This is a genomic window from Mycobacterium sp. IDUB_9 (assembly GCF_055419505.1).
The window spans coordinates 1,390,193-1,413,853 of sequence record NZ_JBVAXU010000001.1 but is presented as its reverse complement, the minus strand read 5'-3'; the positions used below and the strand labels follow the sequence as shown (position 1 = coordinate 1,413,853).

The window sequence follows — 23,661 nt, the reverse complement described above, 5'->3', positions numbered from 1 at the left end:
GCACGCCAATCGCGTCGACATCGGGTACTTATCCAGCCAAGATGGGTATATGAGCAAAGTGAGCTCACATCCGTTCAGAACGATCGTCGCGGTGGCAGTGGCCGCCGCGACGGCCGTTATCGCCCCTATTGCACCTGCCGCCGCCGCACCCGGTGATCCGGACACGGTGGCCGCCCAGGTCGAACCGTCGGTGGCCCGCATCGACACCGTTGTGGATTACCAACAGGCCTACGGCATCGGCACCGGCATCGTGCTGTCGCCGAACGGCGAGGTGCTGACCAACTATCACGTCGTGCAAGGGGCCAACTCGATCAGCGCCACGGTCGGTGGCCAGAGATTCCCCGCGGACCTGGTCGGATACGACCGTCAGAACGACATCGCGGTGCTGCAACTGCACGGTGCGGCCGGCCTCGCGCCGGCACCGATCGGCGATTCGGCCGCACTGGCACCGGGCCACCCCGTCGTCGCACTCGGCAATGCCGGAGGCACCGGCTCGCCCCTGACCCACGAGGTCGGCACCGTCAGCGCGTTCAACCGCACCGTCAACGCCGAAGACGAGCTGACCGGCACCAGTGACGAGATCAACGGCCTGTTCGAGTTCGCCGCACCGGTGCGTGCCGGTGACTCCGGCGGACCCGTGGTCAACGACGCCGGCCAGGTCGTGGGTATGACGACTGCCGCGTCGGTGAACTTCCGGATGGGCCCCGGCGGCAAGGGGTTCGCGATTCCGATCAACGACGCGATGGCCATCGCCGGGCAGATCCGCGCCCGCACCCCGTCGGGCTCGGTGCACATCGGACCGCCGACCCTGCTCGGCGTCGGCGTCCGTACCGCGCAGCGCCAGAGCGGCGGCGTGATCGTCCAGGACGTCATCGCCGGCGGCCCGGCCGATGCGGCCGGCCTGATCCCGGGCGACGTGCTCACCAATATCGACAGCACCCCGCTGGATTCGGCGCGCACTCTGACGCTGGTGCTCGATCGGCACTACCCGGGCGACGTGATCGGCCTGACCTGGTTCGACCAGGGCGGCCAGCAGCACACCGGCAAGGCCACGCTGGCGGCCGGGCCGTAATCCGTGGTCACGCTCGACCGCCTGATCAACGTCCTGGGCGGCTACGGGGTGCGGCTGCGCGCCCCGGCACACGGACTCGGTCCGGCGCCGCGCTCGACCGAGCTGCGCAGCGTGGTGATGCACGAACCCGGCCAGGTCATCGGTGATGTCCTGCTGGCGGTCGGGGCCGGGTCGGTGGCCGAGGCGGTGCGGTGGGCGAAGGCAGCGCGCGCCGTGGTCGTCCTGGTCCGCGGCTCGAACGGCCCCGCCGATGACGACGGACTGACAGCCGACGACCGCATCGCGGTGATGACGGTCGAGCCCGAAGTCTCCTGGAGCGAGCTGGCGGCCGTGGTCTACGGCGTCGTGCTGGAAGGCCGGGAGACCGAATCCGGGCGCGGCCCAACCGATTTGTTCGCACTGGCCGACAGCCTCGCCGATGCGGTGGGTGGCGCGGTCACCATCGAAGACCGGCGTAGCGCGGTGCTGGCGTACTCGCGGCTGCAGCAGCATGCCGATCCGGCTCGCGCCGAGACGATCCTGAGCCGTGGGGCACCCGAACCGCTGCGCACCCTGTTCGAGACCCGTGGGGTGTTCCGGCACCTGGCCGAATCGGACGAGCCGATGTTCGTCGACGGCGATCACGAGCTCGGCCTGACCGGGCGGATGGTGGTGGCTGCCCGGGCTGGTCGCGAACTGCTCGGTTCGATCTGGGTGGCCTGTACCGCTCCGTTGCCCGACGCGCGCCGGGCCGCGCTGGCCGACGGTGCCCGCATGGTCGCCCTGCATCTGCTTCGCTCCCGCGCCAGCGCCGATCTGGAACGCCAGGTGGAGTCGGAGCTCGTCATCCGTCTCCTCGAGGGCGCCGCCGATGCCACCACGGCAGCCAGCCGGCTCGGGTTGCCGCAGACGCCGTTGCGGGTGATCGCGTTGCGTGCCCGGACCGCCGACGAGCGGCACGCCGCGCTGCTGCTGGCCTTCGAGCGGGCGACCGCGGGCTTCGGCTGGTCACGTCCCGGGCGCAGCGCCCTGGCCGGCAACACCGTCTACACCGTGTTGCCCGGCGCCGAGGCCGACGCCGCGAGCCGGTGGGTGGCGGGGCTGCGCGCCGCGTTGCCCGAGCCGGTGACCGTGCTGGCCGGCATCAGCGGTCCGGCCACTGCCGTCGAGTTGGCGCTGGCCCGCAGTGAGGCCGACGAATGCCTGGCCCTGCACGAAGTCCTGCACGAGGTCCGGCACGAAGGTGCCCTCGGCCTCGATGACAGGGTGCCGGTCTACGACGAGGCCTGGGACGAGATCCTGCTGCAGCGCCTGCGGATCGCTGCCCGCGCCGGCCGGGCGCCGCAGCGCGGACCCGTTGCCGAGCTACGGGCCCACGACCAGGCCAATGGCACGCAGTACGCGGCCACGCTGCGGGCCTGGTTGGAAGCCCAGGGCGATCTGGCCGCGGCCGGGCGGACGCTGGGTGTGCACGAGAACACCGTGCGTTACCGGTTACGCAAGATGATCGAACTCACCCAGTTGGACCTGGCCGATGCACGCAAGCGGCTGGCGATGATGATCGAGCTGGCCGCGACCGAAGAGTTGTCGTAGCTCGACAATCTCTCACCTGCTGTTTGTCGAGCTGGCGCAAATACCGAACGGGTGAGCGGCCCCACCATGGAAGACATGTATGGGGTCGAGCGCATTGACGGTGCACCGCGGTCAGCGGTTGTCGTGGGTGCAGGCATCGTCGGCCTGTCCACCGCATGGTTTCTCCAGGAGCATGGGGTCAAGGTCACCGTTGTCGACCGCACCGGGGTCGCCGCAGGTGCGTCATGGGGCAATGCCGGCTGGGTCTCGCCGACGCTGACGATCCCGCTCAACGATCCGGCAGTGCTGCGTTACGGCCTCCGGTCCCTTTTCGACCCGGCCGCTCCCCTGCACATCCCGCTGACATCGGGCCCCCGGTTGCTGGCGTTCCTGGCCCGGTTCGCCATGAACTGCCGGCTCTCGACCTGGACCAGGGTCGCCAGAGCCAACGTGCCGCTCAACGAGGAATGCCTCGAGGCCTACGACGTGCTGACTTCCAACGGGGTGTCGGTACCCACCACTGACGGTCCGATCACCGCGCTGTTCGAAGACTCCCACCAAGCCGAACATCTGATGACCGAACTGCGCCGGATGGCCGCCGTCGGACAGACCGTCACGGTCACCGGCCTGTCCGGTGAGATGCTGCGCGACCATGTCCCGCTGGCGTCGTCGGCGATCACCGCGGGCATCAGTGTGGAAGGCCAGCGCTTCGTGGACCCGGGCCGGTTCGTCCAGGCGCTCGGCGACGCCGTCACCGCCAGGGGCGCGGAGCTGGTCATCGGGGAAGTGACCGACGTGCGCGCTGTGGGTGCCGACGTGAAGGTAGACCTGACGGACCGAACATTGAGCGCCGAGACCGCGGTGATCGCCACCGGGGCGTGGCTGTCGAAGCTGGCGAAGCCCTGGGTCCACACGCCGGTGCAGGCCGGACGCGGTTACTCGTTCACTGTGCCGGTGGACCGCCCGGTTCTCGGTCCCATCTATCTGCCCGACGCCCGTGTCGCCTGCACGCCGTATCAAGGCCGGTTGCGGGTGGCCGGAACTATGGAGTTCCGCTCCCCCGACGATCCGCTGCAACCGCCGCGGGTCGACGCGATCATCGCCGCGGCCGCCCCGCTGCTCGATGGGGTGGACTGGGAAGCCCGCACCGATGCGTGGGTGGGCCCGCGGCCCGTCACCCCCGACGGGCGTCCACTGATAGGCGCAGTGGCACAAGGCATTTACGTGGCAGGCGGGCACGGTATGTGGGGGCTGGCGCACGGCCCCGTCACCGGCCGACTGCTCGCCGAATACATGACCACCGGGAAGCAACCCGAGGCGCTGCGGGAATTCGATCCCCTGCGCTGACGATTCACGACCTTGCCCTGACGGGCCCCCAAAGCCGTCAGGGGCGGTGCACAACCCGCCCCTGACGGCAACTGGAGCATCATCGGAAGGAAACCACAATGACTGTCAGCCAACGTGTTTGGTTATCACCGCAGGCCTACGAGCGCCTGCAGGTCGAACTGTCGACGCTACGTGATCTGATCGCAGGAGAAGCAGCCTCCGACTCCGACGAGAACGAGGTGGCCATCCAGCGGGCCCGGCAGACCCGCATCCAGCAGATCCACGATCTGCTGCTCAACGCCGTCGTCGGTGAGGATCCGCCGGACGACGGAGTGGCGGAGCCGGGCATGGTGCTGACGGTGCGCTACGACCAGACCGGTGAGATCGAGACATTCCTGCTGGGTGTCCGGGGCGCCGAATACGGCGACCTGGAGGTCTATTCGGTGAACTCACCGTTGGGCGAGGCCATCGTCGGTGCGCGTCCCGGCGAGCACCGCAGCTACCCGGTGCCCAGCGGCGAGGCCGTGCCGGTCACTCTGATCAGCGCGGTGCCGTTCGGGATGCACCTGCCGGCCGCGGGATAGGGCGCATCCGTCCTACCCTGTTCGGATGGCCGAACGCAAAGGCACGCCCGGCAGCTTGACCGCCGATGACTGGGTGCAGGCCGGGTACGCCCTGCTGGCCTCCGACGGGATGCGGGCACTGAAGATCGAACGCCTCTGCGAGCAGATCGGCGCGACCCGGGGCAGCTTCTACTGGCACTTCACCGATATGAAGGGCTATCGGGCCGCCCTGGTCGCGTCGTGGAATGTGTTCCTGGAACAGGACCGGCGCTCACTTGCCGAACTCGAACACCTGCCGCCGCGCGAGCGGCTGTCGACGATGATGAAGCAACTGCTGTCCCCGCGCCACTGGACCTTGGAGCGCGCGATGCGGGAGTGGGCCAGATCCGACGACGTCGCCGCGGCCAATGTGCGGGCGGCCGACCATCGCGTTCTGGTCGCGGTCACCAAGGCGTATGCCGACTACGGGTTCAGCCCCGAGAACGCGGCGCTGCGCGGCCAGGCCACCTTCGCGACGGGTATCGGAGTGCTGCATCTGATGGACTCGGCCGACGCCCTGACCACCGCCGACAGGTACGAGCGTTTTCTGGATCTGATGCTGGGGAGCTGACGCTCGGCCTTGGCGCCGGGCTCAGTCCAGGTCAGCATCGATGATCGTGGCGAACAGGCGCTCGAACAGAGCGGTCAATTGGCCGGTATCGCAGTCGGTCAAGCCCGGGCTTCGCATCACCCGGCGCATCAGAAGGACACCGCTGACCACCGACAGCATCGCGTCGGTGCGGAGCTGCCGTCCGGGCTCGGGGAGCTGGCGGCCCAACCGCCGGCCGACGTGGCGCGCGATCGCGTCGCGCACGATGTTCACCGCGACCGGGTTCGAGACAGAGCGGAGCATGATCAGGAACGGCTCCAGTGGGTCTGCATCCGGGTCGGAGCGCTGGACCAGCGCGGTGGCCATGTCGCGCGCGAGGGCGTCCGGTTCCTCGGCGACGATCGCCGGTGGTGCGAAGGAGGTTTCGACCGCCTCGGCGAACAGCTGCTCTTTGGACCCGAAGTAGCGGTTCACCAGCATCGCGGTGACCCCGGCGTCTCGTGCGATCTCACGAACGCCGACACCGTCATAGCCGGACAGCGCGAAGTGGCGGATCGCCGATTGCAGGATCGCTTCGCGCGTGCCTGCAGCATTGCGTGGTCGTGAGGAACCCATGCCGAGAACGCTAGGGAATATCCGGGCGCAAGTCTACGTCTGTATACCTATCGAATGTATACAGACGTAGACATGGGAGTGGGTCATGGATCTCGGGTTGTCGCCTGAACCATTACTCCACCCAGATATGTCAACCGAAAGTAGGTAACGCAATGTCGAACGTGTTTCTGGTATCCGGCGCATCCCGGGGTCTGGGTCGCGCCATCGTCGAAGCCGCGTTGGACGCAGGGCACCGCGTCGTCGCCGGAGTCCGCTCCGCCACTGCCCTGGCCGACTTTGCCGAGCAGGAGCCGGATCGCCTCGCCGTCGTCGAACTCGACGTGACGGACGACGCCCAGGTACACGCGGCCGTGGCCACCGCGGTCGAGAGGTTCGGCCGACTCGACGTGCTGGTCAACAATGCGGGCTACGCGAACATGGCCGCCATCGAGGACTTCGAATTCGACGACTTCCGTGCCCAGATCGACGCCAACTTCTTCGGCGTCGTACGGCTGACCCAAGCCGCATTGCCCGTCATGCGCACCCAGCGCGCCGGCCACATCGTCCAGATCTCATCGGTGGGCGGGCGACTCGTGCGCGCCGGCCTGGGCGCCTACCAGTCCGCCAAGTGGGCAGTCACCGGATTCTCCGGCGTGCTCGCAAAAGAAGTCGAGCCTCTCGGAATCAAGGTCACCGTGCTCGAACCCGGTGGTATGCGCACTGATTGGGCCGGATCGTCGATGCGGGCCGCCTCGGTCCGCGAGGAGTACGCCGGCACCGTCGGTGCGTCGATCGCTCAGAGCACACCGGAGAACCTCGGTGCCAGCGACCCCGCCAAGGTGGCCGGACTCGTCCTCACCATCGCCGAGATGAGTGATCCCCCAGAGCGATTGCTCGTCGGACCCGATGCCTACCGCTACGCGACCTCCGCCGGACACGACCTGCTCGCCGACGACGAGAAGTGGGAGTCCCTCAGCCTTTCCACCGCGGCCGACGATGTCACCGCCGATCAGGTCGACCCCCTGGGAGCGGCCAAATGAGGACAACCCTCGGGCATTCCGATCTTACGGTGCGCCCGATCGGCCTGGGCTGCATGGGAATGTCGCAGTCCTACGGCGAAGCGGACGACAGCGAATCGGCAGCCACTATTCGCATCGCACTTGAGCTCGGGGTGGATTTCCTCGATACCTCCGATGTCTATGGCGCCTCCGACATCACCTTCGGTGTGCCGATCCATGGCTTCGGCCACAACGAGCAACTGATCGGCGGCGCGATCGCCGGGCACCGGGACGAGATCGTGTTGGCTACCAAGTTCGCGGCGAAGGTCAACGACTCTGCCGACGGGATCGCGATCGACGGCCGGCCCGAGTATGTGCGGTCGGCATGTGAGGCCAGTCTGCGCCGCTTGCGTACCGACGTCATCGATTTGTACTACTACCATCGCCTCGACCCGAGCGTGCCGATCGAGGAAACCGTGGGAGCGATGGCCGAACTCGTCACGGCGGGCAAAGTCCGTGCCATCGGACTCAGCGAGGTCGGCCCAGATCAGATCCGTCGCGCACACGCCACCCACCCGATCACCGCGCTGCAATCCGAGTACTCACTGTGGGAACGGCACGTAGAGGACGGCATCACATCGACATGCCGGGAATTGGACATCACCCTTGTGCCCTACAGCCCCCTGGGCCGCTCGGCGCTCACCGGATCCGTGAAGGCCGGTAGCACCTTCGCTGCAAGCGACTTCCGCGCCACGAACCCGAGGTTCTCCGCCGAGAACCTCGCGGTCAACCTCGAGCCAGTCGAGAAACTTCAGGCCATCGCGACGGAGAAGGGTTGCAGCCCGGGACAACTGGCGTTGGCCTGGCTGCTGGCACAGCCGCTCGATGTAGTGCCGATTCCCGGAACCAAGCGGATTCCGTTCGTCCGGGAGAACATCGCTGCCACCGATGTTGCGATCAGCGCAAACGAAGTGGCGCTTCTGGCCAAGATCTTCGCACCGGACCGAGTCGCCGGCGAGCGCTACGCCCCGGTTCACGCCCGAACCATTCGATGAGGCCGCTGGGACGTTGAACGGTTCCGAGCCGATCGTGCGCAGATTGCGAAAACTGTCTACTGCGACCTGCGCGTGTCATACATTGACGCTCGAGAATCGACGCTTCTCGGGGCAGGAGACACTGTGGCGCGACTATCGGTTTGGCTCGGGGCAGGCGCGGTGGCGGCCGGGGTTTCTGCGGCAATGGTCGCCGGAGCCGATGTGGCGACTGCCGACACTGGATCAGGTTCCGACGGCCCGAAGGCATCCGAGTCCGCTGCCAGCGCAAGTCCGTCGAGCAAGGGCCACCGGGCCGGTCCACGTCGCAGCCCCAACCGGACACGTCATTCAGCCCGGTCAGCTGACGCCGATCGGGACGTCATGGGCAAGAAGGCGATCAAGCCCGCCAAGATAGCCGCGTCCCGGCCCACCCCGGCGGCAGTACCTGGCGCAAGCGGACGCGAAACCCGTGCCACGCAACGCAAGACCGCATTGGTCAACTTCCTCTCGAAGGCACAGCCGAGCGCTGCACCCACCGCACCGGTGGCGTCCGCGGAGCCCGTCGAGTCCGTCGAAACCAATGAGCAGCAAGCCGCGCCGATGCTGCGACACGTCTTCAAGCGCGTCGCGGCCTCGTTCGCAGCGCCAGATCCACAGGCCGCGGCGCCCACCTTGCCGGTGCCGCCAACCGCGGCGCCGTCGCTGTCACTGCCCGACCAAATCCAGTCATTCGTCTTCGACTTCGTCGGTGTGGCCGTCACCGCCATCGCGGGTCCGCCCAGGGTTCCCGCCGGCAGCAACGTCACGGTACGAAGTTCCTCGTTGGAGATCACGGAAGGCCGCAACGTACCCGCTGACTGGTACTACCCGGAGGGCGACGAACCGCCAGAGCGGATCATCCTGCTGCAGCACGGGTTCCTCGGCGTGAGTGCGATGTACAGCTACACCGCGGCAAACCTGGCCGAGCGCACCAACAGCGTCGTGGTGGTGCCGACCTACTCGTCGAATCGGTTTGTCCGGGACGGGTTCTGGTTGGGTGACGATCAGGTCTATCGCGCAACGGCCGAGCTGTTCCTCGGTGACCGCGAGGCGTTGACCGCCAGCGCGCAGGCAGCCGGATACGCCGCAAGGTACGGTGCCGACGTACCCCTTCCGGAAACGTTCGTCCTGGTGGGGCACTCGCTGGGCGCGGGTGTGGTGGCCGGCGCCGCGGGCTACTACGCGGATGCCGTCAAATCGACTGGGGCAGAGAACCATCTGGCCGGCGTGGTACTGCTCGACGGGGCGCCGCCGGAGAACGTACTGCCGGATGCGTTGGACAAACTGGACGGGCTGGATACCTACGTCCCGGTACTGGAACTGGGTGCACCCAAGGAAGTACGCCGGGTCGATGCGGCGCTGATCGAGCATCGACCGGACATGTTCAACGGCGTAGTGCTGGCTGACGGCCAACACCTGGATGCCATGCAGGGTGGGAGCCCGGCCATCCAGCTCCTGTCGTACCTGTTCTACGGGTTCTCCACGGAGCCGAACAAGGCGGCCTCACAGACCCTCATCACCGGCTGGGTGGATGACATGTTCGCGGGCCGGATCGATGCGTCCACCGGAGCCTGTGAAGGCGTTGACTGCTCGGGCATCTACGGCGAGCCGGGCCAGACGCTCAACCTGCCGACACCGGCCGGACCTACCAGCGCCGTCGTGATCGGCAGTTCCGCCCCGGCACTGATCACCACCGCATTCCAGCCGATGCTTGCCACCGCGCCGGTGGCTCCCCGGCCACCGTCAGACTTCGCTCTGCTCCGGCTGCTCTGACTGCGTCAGCGACGATTGCCCTGCTCGTCCCAGTTCTCGGCGACCTTCTTGCTGGGCTGCACCCGCGGCGGCTCGCCCGGCATCTTCGGATAGCTCGGCGGGTACGGCAGATCCCCGAGGCCGCGCTCCTCATCGGCGGCCACCAGGTCCAGCAGCGGCTGCAGGGACTGCTTGTCGTCGTCGATGCCGGCCCATGGATCAACCCGTCCGGCAAGGAAATCCGGCACGGTGGCGATGGTGTAGTCGTCAGGATTGGCCGTGCGGAGCTCGTCCCAGGACAACGGCGTCGACACCGTCGCGATCGGGGTTTTGCGCGCCGAATAAGGTGAGGCGAACGTGCGGTCGCGGGCATTCTGGTTGTAATCGATGAACATCCGCTCGCCCCGCTCTTCCTTCCACCACGAGGTGGTGACCGCGTCTGGCGCACGGCGTTCGACCTCGCGGGCCAAGGCGATCCCGGCCCGGCGCACCTCGATGAAATCCCAGTCGGTCTTGATCCGCAGAAAGATGTGCACGCCCCGACCGCCCGACGTTTTGGGATAGCCGACCAGGCCGAGTTCGTCGAGCAGCGGCTTGAGCACATCGCACGCGACCGCGGCGGCCTCGGCGAAACCGGTGCCGGGCTGTGGGTCCAGATCGATACGCAGCTCGTCGGGATGTTCGGTGTCCGGGCATCGAACCTGCCAGGGGTGCAACGTGATCGTGCCCATCTGCGCGGCCCACGCAATGGCCGCCGGGTGAGTCACCTTGAGCGCGTCGGCGGTGCGCCCGGACGGGAACGTGACGACGCAGGTCTCCAGATAGTCGGGGTGCTTCTGCGGCACTCGCTTCTGATAGATCTCCTCACCCTCGATGCCGTCGGGGAAGCGCTGCAAGTGCGTCGGCCGGTCTTTCAACAGCGTCACCATCCGGTCGGCCACTGACAGGTAGTACTCCATCAACTTGCCCTTGGTCCCGGCCGAGCCGAGCTTCGGGTAGTACACCTTGTCCGGGCTGGTGAACCGCACCTTGATCCCGTCGACGTCGAGTTCGGTTGCTCCTCCAGCTTTTTCAGCCATGTCAACTGTCTCCCTCAAGCACGTCGTACAGGTCGTAGTTCAGCGGCACGTCGAGCTGGTCGAACGTGCAGCTCGAGGGTCCCCGGTCGGGGCGCCAGCGCATGAACTTCACCGCGTGCCGGAATCGCCTGCCGTTCACGGTGTTACCCTCCATCTGGTCATAGGCCACCTCACACACCCGCTCCGGGCGCACCGGAATCCAGCGCTTGTCGGCGGCCGAGTTCCAGCGGCTCGGGTCACCGTCGCGGACTTCGTCGCCCTCGCGCAGCGGTTCCAGGTCGGCCAGCAGTTTGAGCCGGTCCTTGACGCTGAACGACGCTGCGCCACCGACCATCTGCAGCTCGCCGTCGGCGCGGTAAAGGCCGAGCAGGATCGAGCCGATACCTTCCCCGCTCTTGTGGATGCGGTAGCCGATGGCCACGCAGTCGGCGTCGCGATGGTGCTTGACCTTGATCATCTCGCGCTTCCCGGGCAGATACTGCCCGTCGAGCTTCTTGGCGATCACCCCATCGAGCCCCGCACCCTCGAAGGTCTGCAACCACTGCGCCCCGAGTTCGGGATCGGTGGTGGTTCGCGTGACGTGGCACCACTGCTTGGATTTGACGGCGTCGATCAAGGCTTCACGGCGCACCCGGAACGGCTCGTCGAGCAATGACCGGTCGCCGGTTGCCAGCGCGTCGAAACCGATGAAGTGCGCCGGTGTCTGTTCGGCGAGCATCCGCACCCGCGACTCGGCGGGATGGATGCGCTGTGACAACGACTCCCAGTCCAGACGTACCCGCCCGTCGATCTGTCGAGGCACCACCACCTCGCCATCGAGGGCACAGCGGTCGGCGAGTTCGTCACGCAGCACATCGAGCAGTTCGGGGAAGTATCGCCCGAGTTCCTTTCCGCTGCGCGACTGCAGCACCACCTCGTCGCCGTCACGGAAGACCAGCGCGCGGAAGCCGTCCCATTTCGGCTCGTAGGACCACACCCCGCCCTCGTCGGGTACTTTCACCTGGGCTTTGGCGAGCATCGGTTCGATCGGCGGCTCTACGGGTAGGTCCACGGGCTCCATCCTGGTTCATCGGGTGTCCTGGATCTAGACCGCCGCGCCGCCACCAACTCATCGCGCCGACGCCGGCGGCGGGTGGGACCAGTCACGCTCTGCTTGACGCATGCCGTGGGGGCCGCCTGAAACCCTGTGTTCCCGCTCTTGCCTCGCGACTCGGCCGGCGTTGTCGCACCATACGAGTAGCCAAAACGCCGGTATTTCACACCCTCCGTGGGCATCGCTACATCAGGTTGACGACGACCTTGCCTTTTGCCCGTCCTCGTTCGATGTAATCCAGGGCTTCCTTGGTCGATTCGAACGGGAAAACCTTTTCGACAACTGAGCGAATGATGCCTTGGTCGATGAGGGAGGTGATCTCGCTCAGCTGTTCGCCGTTGGCCCGCATGAACAGGAACGAGAACGTCACGTTGCGTTGCCTGGCCTTTCGCCTCGCCCCAAAGCTCAACGCGCGCATGATGGGATTGACATACCAGGGCACGCCGACTTCGTCCGCGAAGGCCGGGTCTGGTGGCCCGGATATGGAGATGAGGGCCCCGCCTGGCTTGAGTACCCGCAGGGATTTGTCCAAGGTTTTCGAGTCCTGACTGTGCAGAACGACGTCGTAGCCCCGCAGTTTCGTCTCGAAGTCCTCGGTTTTGTAGTCGATCAGGACATCTGCCCCGAGGGCTTTGACCAGTTCGAAGTTGGCGGCACTGGCTGTGGTGGCGACGGTGGCACCCAGGTGTTTGGCCAGCTGGATGGCGAACGTCCCCACCCCGCCGGTGCCTGCCTGGATGAAGACCTTCTGCCCGGGTTGTACGTTCGCCTTCTCGACGAGCGCCTGCCACGCGGTCAAGCCGACGAGCGGAACGGACGCCGCTTCCACCATGCTGAGCTCTCTGGGCTTGAGCGCGACGTCGGCTTCGTCCATCGCAATGAACTCCGCGAAGGTGCCGATCCTGTCCTTGTCCGGCCGCGCATACACCTCGTCGCCGGGCTTGAAGCGCCGCACCTGGGCTCCGACCTGCACCACGACGCCGGCCACGTCGTTGCCGAGAACAAGCGGGAATCGATAGGGCAGGAAAATCTTGAATTCGCCGGCGGCGATCTTTGTATCCAGGACGTTCACCCCGGCCGCATGGACCTGGACGAGTACGTCTTTGTCGCCGACGTCGGGTTGCGGCAGGTCGACGATACGGCCGCCGTCCTTGCTCTTGTATCGGTCGATCGCGAAGGCTCTCATCGCAAACGCTCCTGGACGGGCTTGTCCATCTGCGCCCGGACACCGCGGGTCATTTCATCGGCCAGCACCTCGTCCGCACCGGACTCGATTCCGTCGAGAACCTGACGCACCACGTCGGCCGGGTCGGACTTGGGAGCATCGGCGAACGTGGCCATATCGGTGTCCACCAGGCCCATGTAGACGCCGACCACCTGCACGCCACGTGACCCGAGTTCAAGCCGCATCGAGTCGGTGGCGCTCCACAGCGCGGCCTTGGTCACCCCGTAACTGGCGCCGATGGGCATCCACGCGAGCACCGACGATACGTTGACGATCGCGCCGGACTTTTCCGCAATCCGATCGGCGAAAGCGGAAGCCATCGCGAGCGGACCGAAGAGGTTGGTCTCCATCTGTTCCCGCAGACCGGAGCTGTCGTGGTCGAGCACCGAGGCTGCGCGCACAATGCCGGCGTTGTTGATCAGCACGCTGACATCGGACGCTGCCTCAGCCACCTCGGCCACGGACGTCGCATCGGTGACATCGAGTTCAAGCGGGACGACGCGCGGATCGATGACGTCGATCGTCCGCGGATCACGGGCAGCTGCATACACTTTCGTCACGCCACGGTTGAGGAGCTGCGCGACGTATTCGCGGCCCATGCCGCGGTTGGCTCCGGTGACCAACACGGTCTGCTCGGTGAGTGAGGTCATGAGATCGATGCTCCCAGGAACTCGAGCGCCTCGGGAACGAACCGCTCGTGGGCCTGAAAGATGCCGCCGTGTCCTGCGTCGGGGTAGATGCGCAGCGTCGCATCGGGCAGCCGTTGAGCCAGGTCGTAGGAGTTCCGCGTGGGTACCATGCGATCGTCATCACCGTTGGCCACCAGGACGGGCTGACGGATGGTCGCGAGATCGGCCGGTTTCTCAAGGCCCCAGGCGTGAATCGCCTTGAGCTGTGTTCGGAATGCTCCGAGCGCCATCGCCTTGTCCCGATCGTCGGTGCGTTCCTTCAGCCGCTTGATGAATGCCTTGGCTTCCGACTTGCCGTGGTCTGTTCTCGTGAAAAAGAGAAGTTCCTTGGGATCTTTGAACGTGGCGAATGCGTGAAGCGTGTCGAGGTAGGTCAGTCTTGTCACGTTGGCGATGCCTTCGCCTCCCGCAGGTCCCGTCCCCGCGAGGATGATCTTCCGCACCAGTGCGGGCTCTTGTTGGGCGATCACCTGCGAGACCATGCCGCCGAGCGAGAACCCGAGGAGATCGACCTGCTCGAGTCCGAGCGCACGGATGAACGCCACGGCGTCGTGGGCCATTGCCTCGACGGTGTCGGGCGTCTTGCCCTCGGAACCACCGACACCGCGATTGTCGAAGGTGATCACGCGGTGTTTCGCCGCGATACCGTCGACGACCCTCGGGTCCCAGTTGTCGAGGTTGGCCGCCAGGTGATGGAGGAAGACCACCGGCACCCCGGTATCGATGCCCAGCTCCCGGTAGACGAATCGAGCGCCCTTCACGGACACCGATTTCGTCGGCGCGTTTTTGTACGACACGCCATTTCGGGTACTTCGATTGCCTGCCATGATTGCCTTCCTTGGTAAACCGGTGTGCTTCATCTGGATGTGGTTGCCGCGGCCAGTACCGCGTCGTTGACCGCGGTGGGCGCGATTGCGGCGACGGCTTTCTGGGTCCGGCTGACGATGTCGAGTAGATAGCGACGCTTCGGACGCCTCGATGTCAGCGCGTGGTCGACGGCCTTGGTGACCCTGCTGGGATCAGCAGCCAGCTTCTGCAGACGTCCCAGCAATTTCCGGCTGCCGGCGAGGTGCGACGCATACAGTCGGCGATGCTCGTCGCTGAGTTGTTTGGTCATGTGGTCGTAGTCGTCGAGCACGTCAGCCCACATGTCGGTCCGGATCGGACCCGGCTCGATGAGCGACACCGGAATTCGCCACGGGCGCAACTCCATCCGGAGCGCATCGGCCAGGGATTCGATCGCGTACTTCGATGCGGTGTAGGCACCGGTGCCCGGTGTGGTGATCAACCCGCTGACCGAGGACATGAACACCACTCGGCCGCCGGCGGAACGGATGTTCGGCAGCACCGCCTGGGTCACTGCGATCTGCGAGATCACATTGACGTTCAACTGCTGCGTCAGATCATCGAGGGACAGCCCCTCGACCGGCCCGTTGACGATGATCCCCGCGTTGTTGACGACGCCGTTGAGCTCAGCGGGAAGCCTATCGGGAAGCGCGGCGATCGCAGACCTGTCGGTGATGTCGAGCGCTACCGCGTGCACATTGGGCAAGCGCTCGAGGCTGCGCAGGGCAGCCTCGGATCGCGCCGTGGCGTACACGTCCCAACCTCGTCGGCTCATATGCTCGGTGATCGCCAGACCGATTCCCCGGCCTGCTCCGGTAACCAGTACCGAACCGGGACGTTGCTGATTCATACCGACTCCTCGTATACCGATCGGTGTACTTGCTGATCGCTGACGCTACACGCCTTTGCCGGCGATGTAAACCTATCGGTATACTTGAGTCATGACCGGCCGCGGCGCTCGGGAGCGCATCCTCAACACCGCCATCGACCTGTTCTACCGCGAAGGCATCAATGCCACCGGCGTCGAGCGACTCGCCAATGAAGCATCGGTCTCCAAACGGACTCTGTATCAACACTTTCCGAGCAAGACCGCGGTGGTCGAAGAGTACCTACGGTGCATCCGGCAACTCGTCGACGACCCAATCCGACCCGGACCGGATGCCTCGAACCGCACACCTCGCGAGCGCATTCTCGCGCTGTTCGCCACCCCGTCTCCGGACGGGCAGATGCGCGGTTGCCCCTTCCACAACGCGGCCGTCGAAGCCGCCGAGGCGATGCCGGAAATTCACGACATCGTCCACGAACACAAGCGCAGCTACATCCAGGGGCTGATCAAGCTGGCCCGCCAAGCCGGTGCCACCAACCCGACACTGCTGGGCAATCAACTCGCCCTTCTGTACGAAGGTGCAGCCGCACTGTCGACCTCACTCGACGACCCCGCCTGCTGGACACATGCACGTAAGGCCGCTGCGGCGCTGCTCGATCAGGCGGTGCGCTGACCAGGTGGGCGGTGCTGGGCGATCAGTTCCTTGAGGTGCCGGGCGGCCTGCGTCAGCGGCTTGGTCGAACGCGCGGCGCGGGACAGGATGACCGCCCCTTCGAGCGCGGCCACGACAGTCGTCGACAATGACTGCGCCACAGCCCGGCTGATGCCGTCTTCGGTCAGCCTGTCAGCCAGCAGCTGACCCCACTCGGCGAACACATCGGCCGCGGTGTCGGCAGCCTCGGGAGCTTCGCCACGGCTGAACGCCGCCGCCACAATGGGGCAGCCGCCCTCGAAGTCCGTGGTGACCAGCATCTCGGTCCACACACGGGTAAACGCGCCGATCGGATCACGCTGCGCGATGCAGTCGCGCAATACAGCGGTCAACTCGTCCCCCGAGGCACGCGTTGCAGCGGCCACCAATTCGGACTTGCCGCCGGGAAAGTTCAGATAGATCGATCGTCGCGTCACGCCGCTGGTCGACAGGATCTCCGCAATCCCAGTCCCGGCCACACCTTGCTTCTGCATCAGGGTGGCCGTGGCCGACATCAGACGTTCCCGCGCACTCATGTCTTGCACTATACCATTCGGTGTACTACCGTCGCTATTGCCAGTAGACCGATTGGTATACCTCGCGGATCTCTGGCCAACTCTGCCAAAGAAAAGAGATGACTGTGTCCTCCATGGCTCCTGACGATTTCGCCTGGCTGCCGGCGACCGAACAACTGGCGGCCCTGGACGCTCGGGAGGTATCCAGCACCGAATTGGTCGACCTCTACCTGTCGCGTATCGATGCACACAACGCGTCGCTCAACGCGATCGTCACGATCGACGCGGCTGCAGCGCGGCTGGCCGCAAAAGAGGCCGATGCGGCGCGCTCGCGTGGAGGTGCGCTCGGTCCGCTGCACGGCCTGCCGATCACCGTCAAAGACAGCTATGAGACAGCAGGCATGCGCACGGTCTGCGGCCGGCCGGACCTCGCCGATTACGTACCGACGCAGGACGCTGAGGCCGTCGCCCGGCTACGCCGCTCAGGGGCCATCGTTTTCGGCAAGACCAACATGCCGACCGGCAACGCAGACGTGCAGGCCAGTAATCCGGTGTTCGGCCGGACGAACAACCCCTGGAATCTGTCACGCACCTCCGGTGGTTCTGCTGGTGGTGGGGCCGCCGCCACCGCGGCCGGTCTCACGAGCTTCGACTTCGGGTCCGAAATCGGTGGCTCCACCCGGATTCCGGCCCACTTCTGCGGCCTCTACGGCCACAAATCGACCTGGCAGTCTGTTCCGTTGGTCGGCCATATCCCCAGCGCGCCAGGCAATCCCGGGCGGTGGGGCGAGGCCGACATGGCCTGCGCCGGAGTGCAGGTACGCGGCGCCCGCGACATCATCCCTGCACTGGAAGCCACCGTCGGGCCGCTGAACCCCGACGGCGGATTCTCGTACGCACTCGCCCCGCCGCGCGCGAGCGCGCTCAAGGATTTCCGCGTCGCGGTATGGGCCGACGATCCCGCCTGCCCCATCGACACAGACACCCGTCGAGCCATGGACGACGCCGTCACCGCCCTGCGCGACGCGGGGGCTCGGGTCACAGAGCAACCCGCGAGCATCCCGGTGGACCTGACCGCGTCACATGACCTGTTCCTGAGCTTGGTGATGGCCGCGTTCTCGGTTGACCGGTCGACCATGAGCCCGCAGTTCGCCGGTGCCCTTGCCCTACGCTCACTGATGAGCCCGCGCGGTGACGCTGCCGCCGCGCTGCGCGGGACGATCCAAAGCCACCGGGCGTGGTTGTTCCGCGATGCGGCGCGACGGGAAACCGCGCACCGATGGGTGGGATTCTTCAAGGAATTCGACGTCCTACTGTTACCCGTCACGCCCACCGCGGCCCCCGGCCACCACAACAAGGACCACGACCGCTTCGGCCGCACCATCGACGTCGACGGCGTCACCCGCTCCTATTGGGACCAAACCAAATGGAGCGCATTGGCCAACATCGCCGGAGCTCCGGCCACGACGATGCCCATCACGACCACCGCAACGGGCCTACCCGTCGGCATCCAGGCGATGGGCCCCGCCGGCGGCGACCGCACCACCGTCGAATTCGCGGCCCTGCTCACCGAGGCTCTCGGCGGCTACCGCATCCCGCAGAACTACCGCTCACACGTGACGAGCGTCGCCTGATGCGGCGCAACTTGTCGGGCCAGAAGCTGGTCATCACCGGAGCCGCACGGGGTATCGGGGAGAAGGTCGCACGTCTTGCCGCCGCCCGCGGTGCTCGCGTCGCCCTCATCGGACTCGAGCCCGAACGGCTGCGCGCACTTTCCGACGATCTTGGCCCTGGTGCGTCATGGGAGGAAGCCGATGTGCGCGACGGCACCGCTTTGCGGTCGGCGATCGACAATTGCGCAATCACCATGGGGGGCATCGACTTCGTCGTCGCCAATGCCGGGGTTGCCGCGTACGGAACGGTGCGCCAGGCTGACGAGGCGTCGTTCGAGCGAGTCCTGGACATCAACCTGAACGGCGTTTTCCGCACGCTCAAGTACGCGACACCTCACCTGGAACAGAGTCGAGGCCATGCGATGGTCATCGCCTCGGCGATATCCTTCACGCCGATTGCCGGGCTGGCCTCTTACGCCGCAAGCAAGGCAGGCGTCGAGATGCTCGCCCTCGCCTACCGTCAAGAGGTGGCACACCTCGGAGTGACCGTGGGACTTGTCCATCCCTCGTGGATCGACACCGATCTGGTCCGAGGCGCCGAGACGGATCTCCCGTCGTTCCAAGAGCTTCGCAGGCGGCTCCCCTACCCAGGCAATGTCACTACGAGTGTCGATCGCGCGGCTACTGCAATCGTGCGCGGACTGGTGCGCCGGCGCAGCCGGATATACGTGCCGCGTGCTGTTGTCGCGGCCAACTGGGCGAAGGCTGCGCTGAACTCGCCGGCCGCGTGGCCATGGATGAGGCGCTTCGCAGCCGAGGTGGCACCGGCGCTCGAGCGTGAGGTCGCGGCGCTGGGAAGGCACGACCAACTCGTGCCGTCCCCGCAGTCACCCGCGCTGATCTTTCCTCCCGGCGAAATCACAACGAAAGCAAAGCCATGACACAGCACCTCCAGATCGAAGACCGCGGCGCCACCATGATCGTGCGAGTCGACGGCGGCCCGCACAGCCTGTTCGGAGTCGAGATCGCCAACGAGCTCGACGAATTGGTCGACCGGGTCGACCGTGATCCAAGCGTCCACGCCGTCGTGTTCACCGGGGCACGCCCCGGCCGGTTCGTCAGCCACGCCGACGTCCGGTGGCTGCAAGAAGGCGGAGCGGTGAAACCGAAGCTGGGCCGGCGCGGCGCCTCGGCCGCCCTGCGACTGGCCAGAGGCATCGACCGTGCCGGTGTCCCGGGCCCGGTTGTGGACAAGACTCCGCTGAGCGGCGCCGGCCAGCTCGACCGGCTGCACGCGACGTTCATGAAGATGAATGCCAGCGGCGTCATCTTCGTGGCGGCGCTGAACGGTTCGGCCCTGGGCCTGGGAGCGGAATTCGCGTGGGCGTGCGATCTGCGTGTCATGGCCGACGGGGATTACTTCATCGGCCAGCCGGAAGTCCTCCTCGGCATCATGCCGGGCGGTGGTGGCTCGCAACGGCTCACACGCCTGATCGGCACCCACAGGTCATTGGTCGCGATCCTCGAGGGCAAGCCGTTCACACCTGCGCAGGCGCTGGCCAATGGTGCCGTCGACGATGTCGTCGTACCTGACGAAGTGCTCGCGCGGGCGACCGAGCTGGCCGAGTACTTCGGAAAGAGGACGAAAGCGTCGGTCGAGGGCATCAAGAGGGCGGTCTACTTCGGCGGCTCGATGTCACTGGCCGAAGGTCTCCACGTCGAGCGGACCGAGTTCTTCCCCACCGATCAGTCCACGGCCGGTCAGGAGCTGATGGTGCAGTACCTTGCGGATACCGACACCACCGGCGAGCTGCCGCTCTACCGCCCCGACACCTACGCACAAGCGCTCGCATCGGGCCGGGTGCCCGCGGTCGATACGGCCAATGGAGCGGTGAAGAAGTGAGCGCCGCACAGCCTTTCACCCGCCACGACGTATCGTTCACTTCCGGCGGGGACACCTGTGCCGCGTGGCTTTACCTGCCCACCGGAGTGACGTCACCGCCCGTGGTCATTCTCGGGCACGGTCTCGGCGCGACACGCGAGATGCGCCTGGACGCCTTCGCCGAGCGGTTCGCGCAAGCCGGGATCGCCGCCTTGGCGTTCACCTACCGCCACTTCGGCGACAGCAGCGGCGAACCCCGCCAGCTTCTGTCGATCAAACGACAGCTCGCCGATTGGGATGCCGCCATCGCGTGGGTGAAGAATCGTGACGGCCTGGACAGCTCCCGGGTTGCCGTTTGGGGCAGCTCTTTCGGCGGGGGGCACGCCATCACCGTCGCGTCGCGCCATCCAGAGCTCAAGGCGGCATTGGCTCAATGCCCGTTCACCGACGGCTTGGCCTCCGCGCTCGCACTGGGCCCGGCTGAATCCCTGAAGGTGTTGCCGTTGGTCGCAAAAGATTACGCCGCCATCGTCCTGCGCAGGCCGCCCGCGATGATTCCCCTCGCCGGTTCCCCGGGCGCCGTGGCCCTCATGAATGCACCCGACGCGCTTCCCGGCTACCAGGCGTTACTACCGCCTGACACGACTTTCCGGAACGAGGTAGCCGCACGGGTCGCTCCAACGATAGCGACGTATCGGCCCGGCCGTTCGGCGAAGAAGATCAAGTTTCCGATCCTGTTCTGCGTCAGCAATACCGACAGCGTGACGCCTCCGGCCCAAACCCTGCGGTACGCACGCACCGCACCCAGAGGCGAGATCAAGCGATACGACGCCGGCCATTTCGACTTCTACCTCGGTGCGCCCTTCGACGCGCTGGTCCGTGATCAGGTCGAGTTCCTCACTCGCCACCTGCAGCCGGCGAGAGCGCACGTTTCATGAATTTTGCGTCGTTGCCCGACCGACGGGCAGATCTGGATCCGGACGGGGCCGCCGTGTCCGACGGCATCCGGCCGCTCACCAATGCCATGCTGCTGCAGCGGGTGCGGGCGGCAGCGCACCATCTTCACAAGCTGGGCGTCGGCGCCGATGATGTGGTGGCGCTCAAGTTGCGTAATCGGGTTGAGTTCGTGGTGCTGTTGTTCGCGTCGTGGCGGTTGGGCGCCACTGTCACACCGGTCAACCCGAGCCTGACCGACGGCGAGGTCACGCTGCAGATCCACACCTCCGGGACGCGACTGCTCGTGGTCGAGGACGGGGACAGCGGACCGGCCGGGGTTGCGACGCTGACCGTCGGGGATCTCTACCCGGAGGCGCCGGGGCAGGAGGAGCCACCGCTGGTTGATCCTTCGGCGCTGGCCCTGCTGATCTTCACCAGTGGCACCACCGGTGTGCCAAAGGGCGTGATGCTCGACCACGCCAACCTCGATGCCATGGCAGAGATGGGACGGCAGGCGCTTCACATCGACCCAACGGATCGCTGTCTGCTGATCCTGCCGCTGTTCCACGTCAACGGCATTGTGGTCAGTGTCCTGATGCCGCTGCTCGCGGGAGCGAGCGTCGTCATCGCCGAGAAGTTCGATCCGCACTCCTTCTTCGGCGTCGTCGAACGCCACAGGCCGACGTTCTTCTCGGCAGTGCCGACCATTTACCGCATGCTGGCGGCACTGCCCGACGACGTCACACCCGACACATCGTCGTTGCGGTTCGGCATCTGTGGGGCCGCCCCAGCGTCAGCAGAATTGCTGGACCGCTTCGAGGCGCGCTTCGGTTTTCCGCTGGTCGAGGGCTACGGCCTGTCCGAAGCGACATGTGCCTCCACCATCAACCCGGTCGCCGGCGAACGACGCGCCGGCACAGTGGGAATCGCGTTTCCGGGCCAGCAGATCCGCATCGTCGACCAACTCGGCACGGATGTGGCGCCGGGGGCCGATGGTGAGGTGCTCATCGCCGGCGCGAATGTCATGCGCGGCTATCTCGGTCGCCCCGACGAGACCGCCCGCGTCGTCATCGACGGCTGGTTGCACACCGGTGACATCGGTCATGTCGACACCGACGGCTACCTGACACTGGTAGGCCGGTCCAAGGACATGATCATCCGCGGTGGCGAGAACATCTACCCCAAGGAGATCGAGGACGTCCTCACCGGTGACCCGAATGTCCTGGAGGCCGCCGTCATCGGTGTTCCCGACGACAAATGGGGTGAGACCGTCGCCGCGTACGTCCAACCCCGGCCTGGCCTCGCCATCGATCTCGCAGCGCTGCAAGACCTTTGCTCTCGTAAACTCGCCGGCTACAAGCGGCCCACCTCGATCACCGCGGTGGACGCCATCCCCAAGAACGCTGTCGGCAAGCCCGACAAGGCACCGCTGCGCGCTGCCCACCTGAAAGGAACATCCATATGACTTCCCTGCACGACCCGCTGACACTACCGTGCGGCCAGGTACTGCCCAACCGAATCATGAAGGCCGCGTTGAGCGAAGGGCTCGGCGACAAGCACAACGCCCCCGACGAGCGCCTGGAGCGGCTCTACACGAGCTGGAGCCACGGCGGCTACGGTCTGATCGTCACCGGCAACGTGATGGTCGACCGCACACAGCTCGGGGAGCCGGGCAATGTCGTCATCGAAGACGAGCGCGACCTGGATGCGTTGTCACGTTGGGCCAAGACCACCAAGGACGCCGGCGTTCCGATCTGGGTTCAGCTCAACCATCCAGGGCGGCAGTCAAACCCACTCGCGCTCGGCCACACGCCCGTCGCGCCCAGTCCGGTGGCGCTCAAGTTCCCCGGCGCCACCACACCGCGGGAGCTGACAGCCGGCGAGATCGAAGACATCATCGAACGTTTCGCGAACACGGCGGCGGTATGCGAGACGGCGGGCTTCGACGGCGTGCAGATCCATGGCGCGCACGGCTACCTGGTCGCACAGTTTCTGTCGCCGTTGTCGAACAAGCGCACCGACGAATGGGGCGGTGACACGGAGCGCCGGATGCGTTTCGTGGTCGAAGTCGTGCGCCGCATCCGCGCGCGGGTGGCACCGAGCTTCGCGGTAGGCATCAAGCTCAACTCGGCCGACTTCCAGCGTGGCGGGTTCACCGAAGACGAATCACGCCTGGTGGTGGCGGCGTTGGCACGTGAGGGCCTCGACCTGATCGAGGTCAGCGGCGGCAGCTACGAGCAGCCCGCCATGATGGGCAAGGCCGCCGACAGCACCCGGGCGCGCGAGGCCTACTTCCTGGAGTATGCCCGCACGGTCCGCGACCTTGCCGGCGATATCCCACTGGCGGTAACAGGTGGCTTCCGTTCACGTGGCGCGATGGCAGAGGCGGTCGATTCCGGTGAGTGTGACGTCATCGGTTTGGGCCGGCCCACCGCCACCACGCCCGACGCCGCAGATGCGGTGTTGGCCGGCCGCGCCGAGACACTGGCTTCACACTCACTGCGCGCCGGAATGCGGGGTGTCCTCGGCCGGTTCATCGATCTGAAGTCTCTCGACGGGATTCTCGAACTTTCTTGGCACACAGACCAATTGCACCGGGTTGGCGCCGGCCTGAAGCCCGACCTCAAGCGGGGTCGCATCGCCACCATGTTTGCGATGCTGCGCCGTAACGGCACTGTGTCAGTCGGACGCAAGCGTGGTCTTTGACGTGGAGAGGACCGGAGCCGGCCGCCGGCTGGGTGAATACTG

At 66.2% G+C, this 23,661-nt stretch carries 23 protein-coding genes; 15 read left to right on the top strand and 8 right to left on the bottom strand.

The window, feature by feature from the left end; genetic code table 11:
• Positions 1 to 49 precede the first annotated feature (49 nt).
• From ACZY08_RS06920 to ACZY08_RS06900, 5 genes are all read left to right on the top strand, one after another.
• Positions 50 to 1,072: a S1C family serine protease gene (locus ACZY08_RS06920; protein WP_463743802.1), complete on the top strand. Its 1,023-nt coding sequence runs from the start codon at positions 50 to 52 to the stop codon at positions 1,070 to 1,072.
• 3 nt (positions 1,073 to 1,075) lie between these two features.
• Positions 1,076 to 2,644: a PucR family transcriptional regulator gene (locus tag ACZY08_RS06915; RefSeq protein WP_463743801.1), complete on the top strand. Its 1,569-nt coding sequence runs from the start codon at positions 1,076 to 1,078 to the stop codon at positions 2,642 to 2,644.
• A 75-nt stretch (positions 2,645 to 2,719) separates the two neighbouring features.
• Positions 2,720 to 3,970 (top strand): NAD(P)/FAD-dependent oxidoreductase, encoded by a 1,251-nt coding sequence (locus ACZY08_RS06910; protein ID WP_463743800.1) that lies wholly within the window; start codon positions 2,720 to 2,722, stop codon positions 3,968 to 3,970.
• 98 nt (positions 3,971 to 4,068) lie between these two features.
• Positions 4,069 to 4,533: a GreA/GreB family elongation factor gene (locus ACZY08_RS06905; RefSeq protein WP_463743799.1), complete on the top strand. Its 465-nt coding sequence runs from the start codon at positions 4,069 to 4,071 to the stop codon at positions 4,531 to 4,533.
• A gap of 25 nt (positions 4,534 to 4,558) precedes the next feature.
• Positions 4,559 to 5,122 carry a TetR/AcrR family transcriptional regulator gene (locus ACZY08_RS06900; protein ID WP_463743798.1) on the top strand — a complete coding sequence of 188 codons (564 nt, stop codon included), beginning with the start codon at positions 4,559 to 4,561 and terminating at the stop codon, positions 5,120 to 5,122.
• A 21-nt stretch (positions 5,123 to 5,143) separates the two neighbouring features.
• Here ACZY08_RS06900 and ACZY08_RS06895 read toward each other — a convergent pair whose 3' ends face one another.
• Positions 5,144 to 5,716, bottom strand: coding sequence for a TetR/AcrR family transcriptional regulator (locus ACZY08_RS06895; RefSeq protein WP_463743797.1), 573 nt, complete (start codon positions 5,714 to 5,716; stop codon positions 5,144 to 5,146).
• Between the two features lie 152 nt (positions 5,717 to 5,868).
• On the opposite strand from ACZY08_RS06895, the gene ACZY08_RS06890 reads away from it, so the two are divergent.
• From ACZY08_RS06890 to ACZY08_RS06880, 3 genes are all read left to right on the top strand, one after another.
• Positions 5,869 to 6,735 carry an SDR family NAD(P)-dependent oxidoreductase gene (locus ACZY08_RS06890; protein ID WP_463743796.1) on the top strand — a complete coding sequence of 289 codons (867 nt, stop codon included), beginning with the start codon at positions 5,869 to 5,871 and terminating at the stop codon, positions 6,733 to 6,735.
• Positions 6,732 to 7,748, top strand: a complete 1,017-nt coding sequence (locus tag ACZY08_RS06885; RefSeq protein ID WP_463743795.1) for an aldo/keto reductase — start codon at positions 6,732 to 6,734, stop codon at positions 7,746 to 7,748. The genes ACZY08_RS06890 and ACZY08_RS06885 overlap by 4 nt, the downstream gene beginning before the upstream one ends.
• A 123-nt stretch (positions 7,749 to 7,871) precedes the next feature.
• Positions 7,872 to 9,539: a hypothetical protein gene (locus tag ACZY08_RS06880; protein ID WP_463743794.1), complete on the top strand. Its 1,668-nt coding sequence runs from the start codon at positions 7,872 to 7,874 to the stop codon at positions 9,537 to 9,539.
• 5 nt (positions 9,540 to 9,544) lie between these two features.
• On the opposite strand, the gene ligD is transcribed toward ACZY08_RS06880, so the two are convergent.
• The 6 genes from ligD to ACZY08_RS06850 form a co-directional block, all read right to left on the bottom strand.
• Positions 9,545 to 10,597, bottom strand: coding sequence for a non-homologous end-joining DNA ligase (gene ligD, locus ACZY08_RS06875; protein WP_463743793.1), 1,053 nt, complete (start codon positions 10,595 to 10,597; stop codon positions 9,545 to 9,547).
• Position 10,598: 1 nt separating this feature from the next.
• Entirely contained in the window at positions 10,599 to 11,657 is a 1,059-nt protein-coding gene (locus tag ACZY08_RS06870) for an ATP-dependent DNA ligase (RefSeq protein WP_463743792.1), read from the bottom strand.
• A 217-nt stretch (positions 11,658 to 11,874) separates the two neighbouring features.
• Positions 11,875 to 12,876 carry an NADP-dependent oxidoreductase gene (locus ACZY08_RS06865; protein ID WP_463743791.1) on the bottom strand — a complete coding sequence of 334 codons (1,002 nt, stop codon included), beginning with the start codon at positions 12,874 to 12,876 and terminating at the stop codon, positions 11,875 to 11,877.
• Positions 12,873 to 13,565, bottom strand: coding sequence for an SDR family oxidoreductase (locus ACZY08_RS06860; protein ID WP_463743790.1), 693 nt, complete (start codon positions 13,563 to 13,565; stop codon positions 12,873 to 12,875). The genes ACZY08_RS06865 and ACZY08_RS06860 overlap by 4 nt, the downstream gene beginning before the upstream one ends.
• A complete protein-coding gene (locus tag ACZY08_RS06855; RefSeq protein WP_463743789.1) occupies positions 13,562 to 14,431 on the bottom strand; it encodes an alpha/beta fold hydrolase in 870 nt (289 codons plus the stop codon). The genes ACZY08_RS06860 and ACZY08_RS06855 overlap by 4 nt, the downstream gene beginning before the upstream one ends.
• Positions 14,432 to 14,460: 29 nt before the next feature.
• A complete protein-coding gene (locus ACZY08_RS06850) occupies positions 14,461 to 15,300 on the bottom strand; it encodes an SDR family oxidoreductase (RefSeq protein WP_463743788.1) in 840 nt (279 codons plus the stop codon).
• A 91-nt stretch (positions 15,301 to 15,391) separates the two neighbouring features.
• Between ACZY08_RS06850 and ACZY08_RS06845 the strand changes: the two genes are divergently transcribed.
• Positions 15,392 to 15,949 (top strand): TetR/AcrR family transcriptional regulator, encoded by a 558-nt coding sequence (locus tag ACZY08_RS06845; RefSeq protein ID WP_463743787.1) that lies wholly within the window; start codon positions 15,392 to 15,394, stop codon positions 15,947 to 15,949.
• On the opposite strand, the gene ACZY08_RS06840 is transcribed toward ACZY08_RS06845, so the two are convergent.
• On the bottom strand, positions 15,934 to 16,503 hold the full coding sequence (locus tag ACZY08_RS06840; protein WP_463743786.1) for a TetR/AcrR family transcriptional regulator: 570 nt from the start codon (positions 16,501 to 16,503) through the stop codon (positions 15,934 to 15,936). The two genes, ACZY08_RS06845 and ACZY08_RS06840, sit on opposite strands and share 16 nt — an antisense overlap.
• A 98-nt stretch (positions 16,504 to 16,601) precedes the next feature.
• On the opposite strand from ACZY08_RS06840, the gene ACZY08_RS06835 reads away from it, so the two are divergent.
• From ACZY08_RS06835 to ACZY08_RS06810, 6 genes are read left to right on the top strand one after another with little or no spacing between them, the layout of a single operon-like run.
• Positions 16,602 to 18,116, top strand: coding sequence for an amidase (locus ACZY08_RS06835; protein WP_463743785.1), 1,515 nt, complete (start codon positions 16,602 to 16,604; stop codon positions 18,114 to 18,116).
• On the top strand, positions 18,116 to 19,036 hold the full coding sequence (locus tag ACZY08_RS06830; RefSeq protein WP_463743784.1) for an SDR family oxidoreductase: 921 nt from the start codon (positions 18,116 to 18,118) through the stop codon (positions 19,034 to 19,036). Before ACZY08_RS06835 ends, ACZY08_RS06830 begins: the two co-directional genes overlap by 1 nt.
• The gene (locus ACZY08_RS06825) at positions 19,033 to 19,998 is read left to right on the top strand and encodes an enoyl-CoA hydratase/isomerase family protein (protein WP_463743783.1); all 966 of its coding nucleotides are present in this window, start codon (positions 19,033 to 19,035) and stop codon (positions 19,996 to 19,998) included. Before ACZY08_RS06830 ends, ACZY08_RS06825 begins: the two co-directional genes overlap by 4 nt.
• Entirely contained in the window at positions 19,995 to 20,915 is a 921-nt protein-coding gene (locus ACZY08_RS06820; RefSeq protein ID WP_463743782.1) for an alpha/beta hydrolase, read from the top strand. Before ACZY08_RS06825 ends, ACZY08_RS06820 begins: the two co-directional genes overlap by 4 nt.
• On the top strand, positions 20,912 to 22,378 hold the full coding sequence (locus ACZY08_RS06815; protein WP_463743781.1) for a class I adenylate-forming enzyme family protein: 1,467 nt from the start codon (positions 20,912 to 20,914) through the stop codon (positions 22,376 to 22,378). The genes ACZY08_RS06820 and ACZY08_RS06815 overlap by 4 nt, the downstream gene beginning before the upstream one ends.
• A complete protein-coding gene (locus ACZY08_RS06810) occupies positions 22,375 to 23,619 on the top strand; it encodes an NADH:flavin oxidoreductase/NADH oxidase family protein (RefSeq protein ID WP_463743780.1) in 1,245 nt (414 codons plus the stop codon). The genes ACZY08_RS06815 and ACZY08_RS06810 overlap by 4 nt, the downstream gene beginning before the upstream one ends.
• Positions 23,620 to 23,661: the final 42 nt, after the last annotated feature.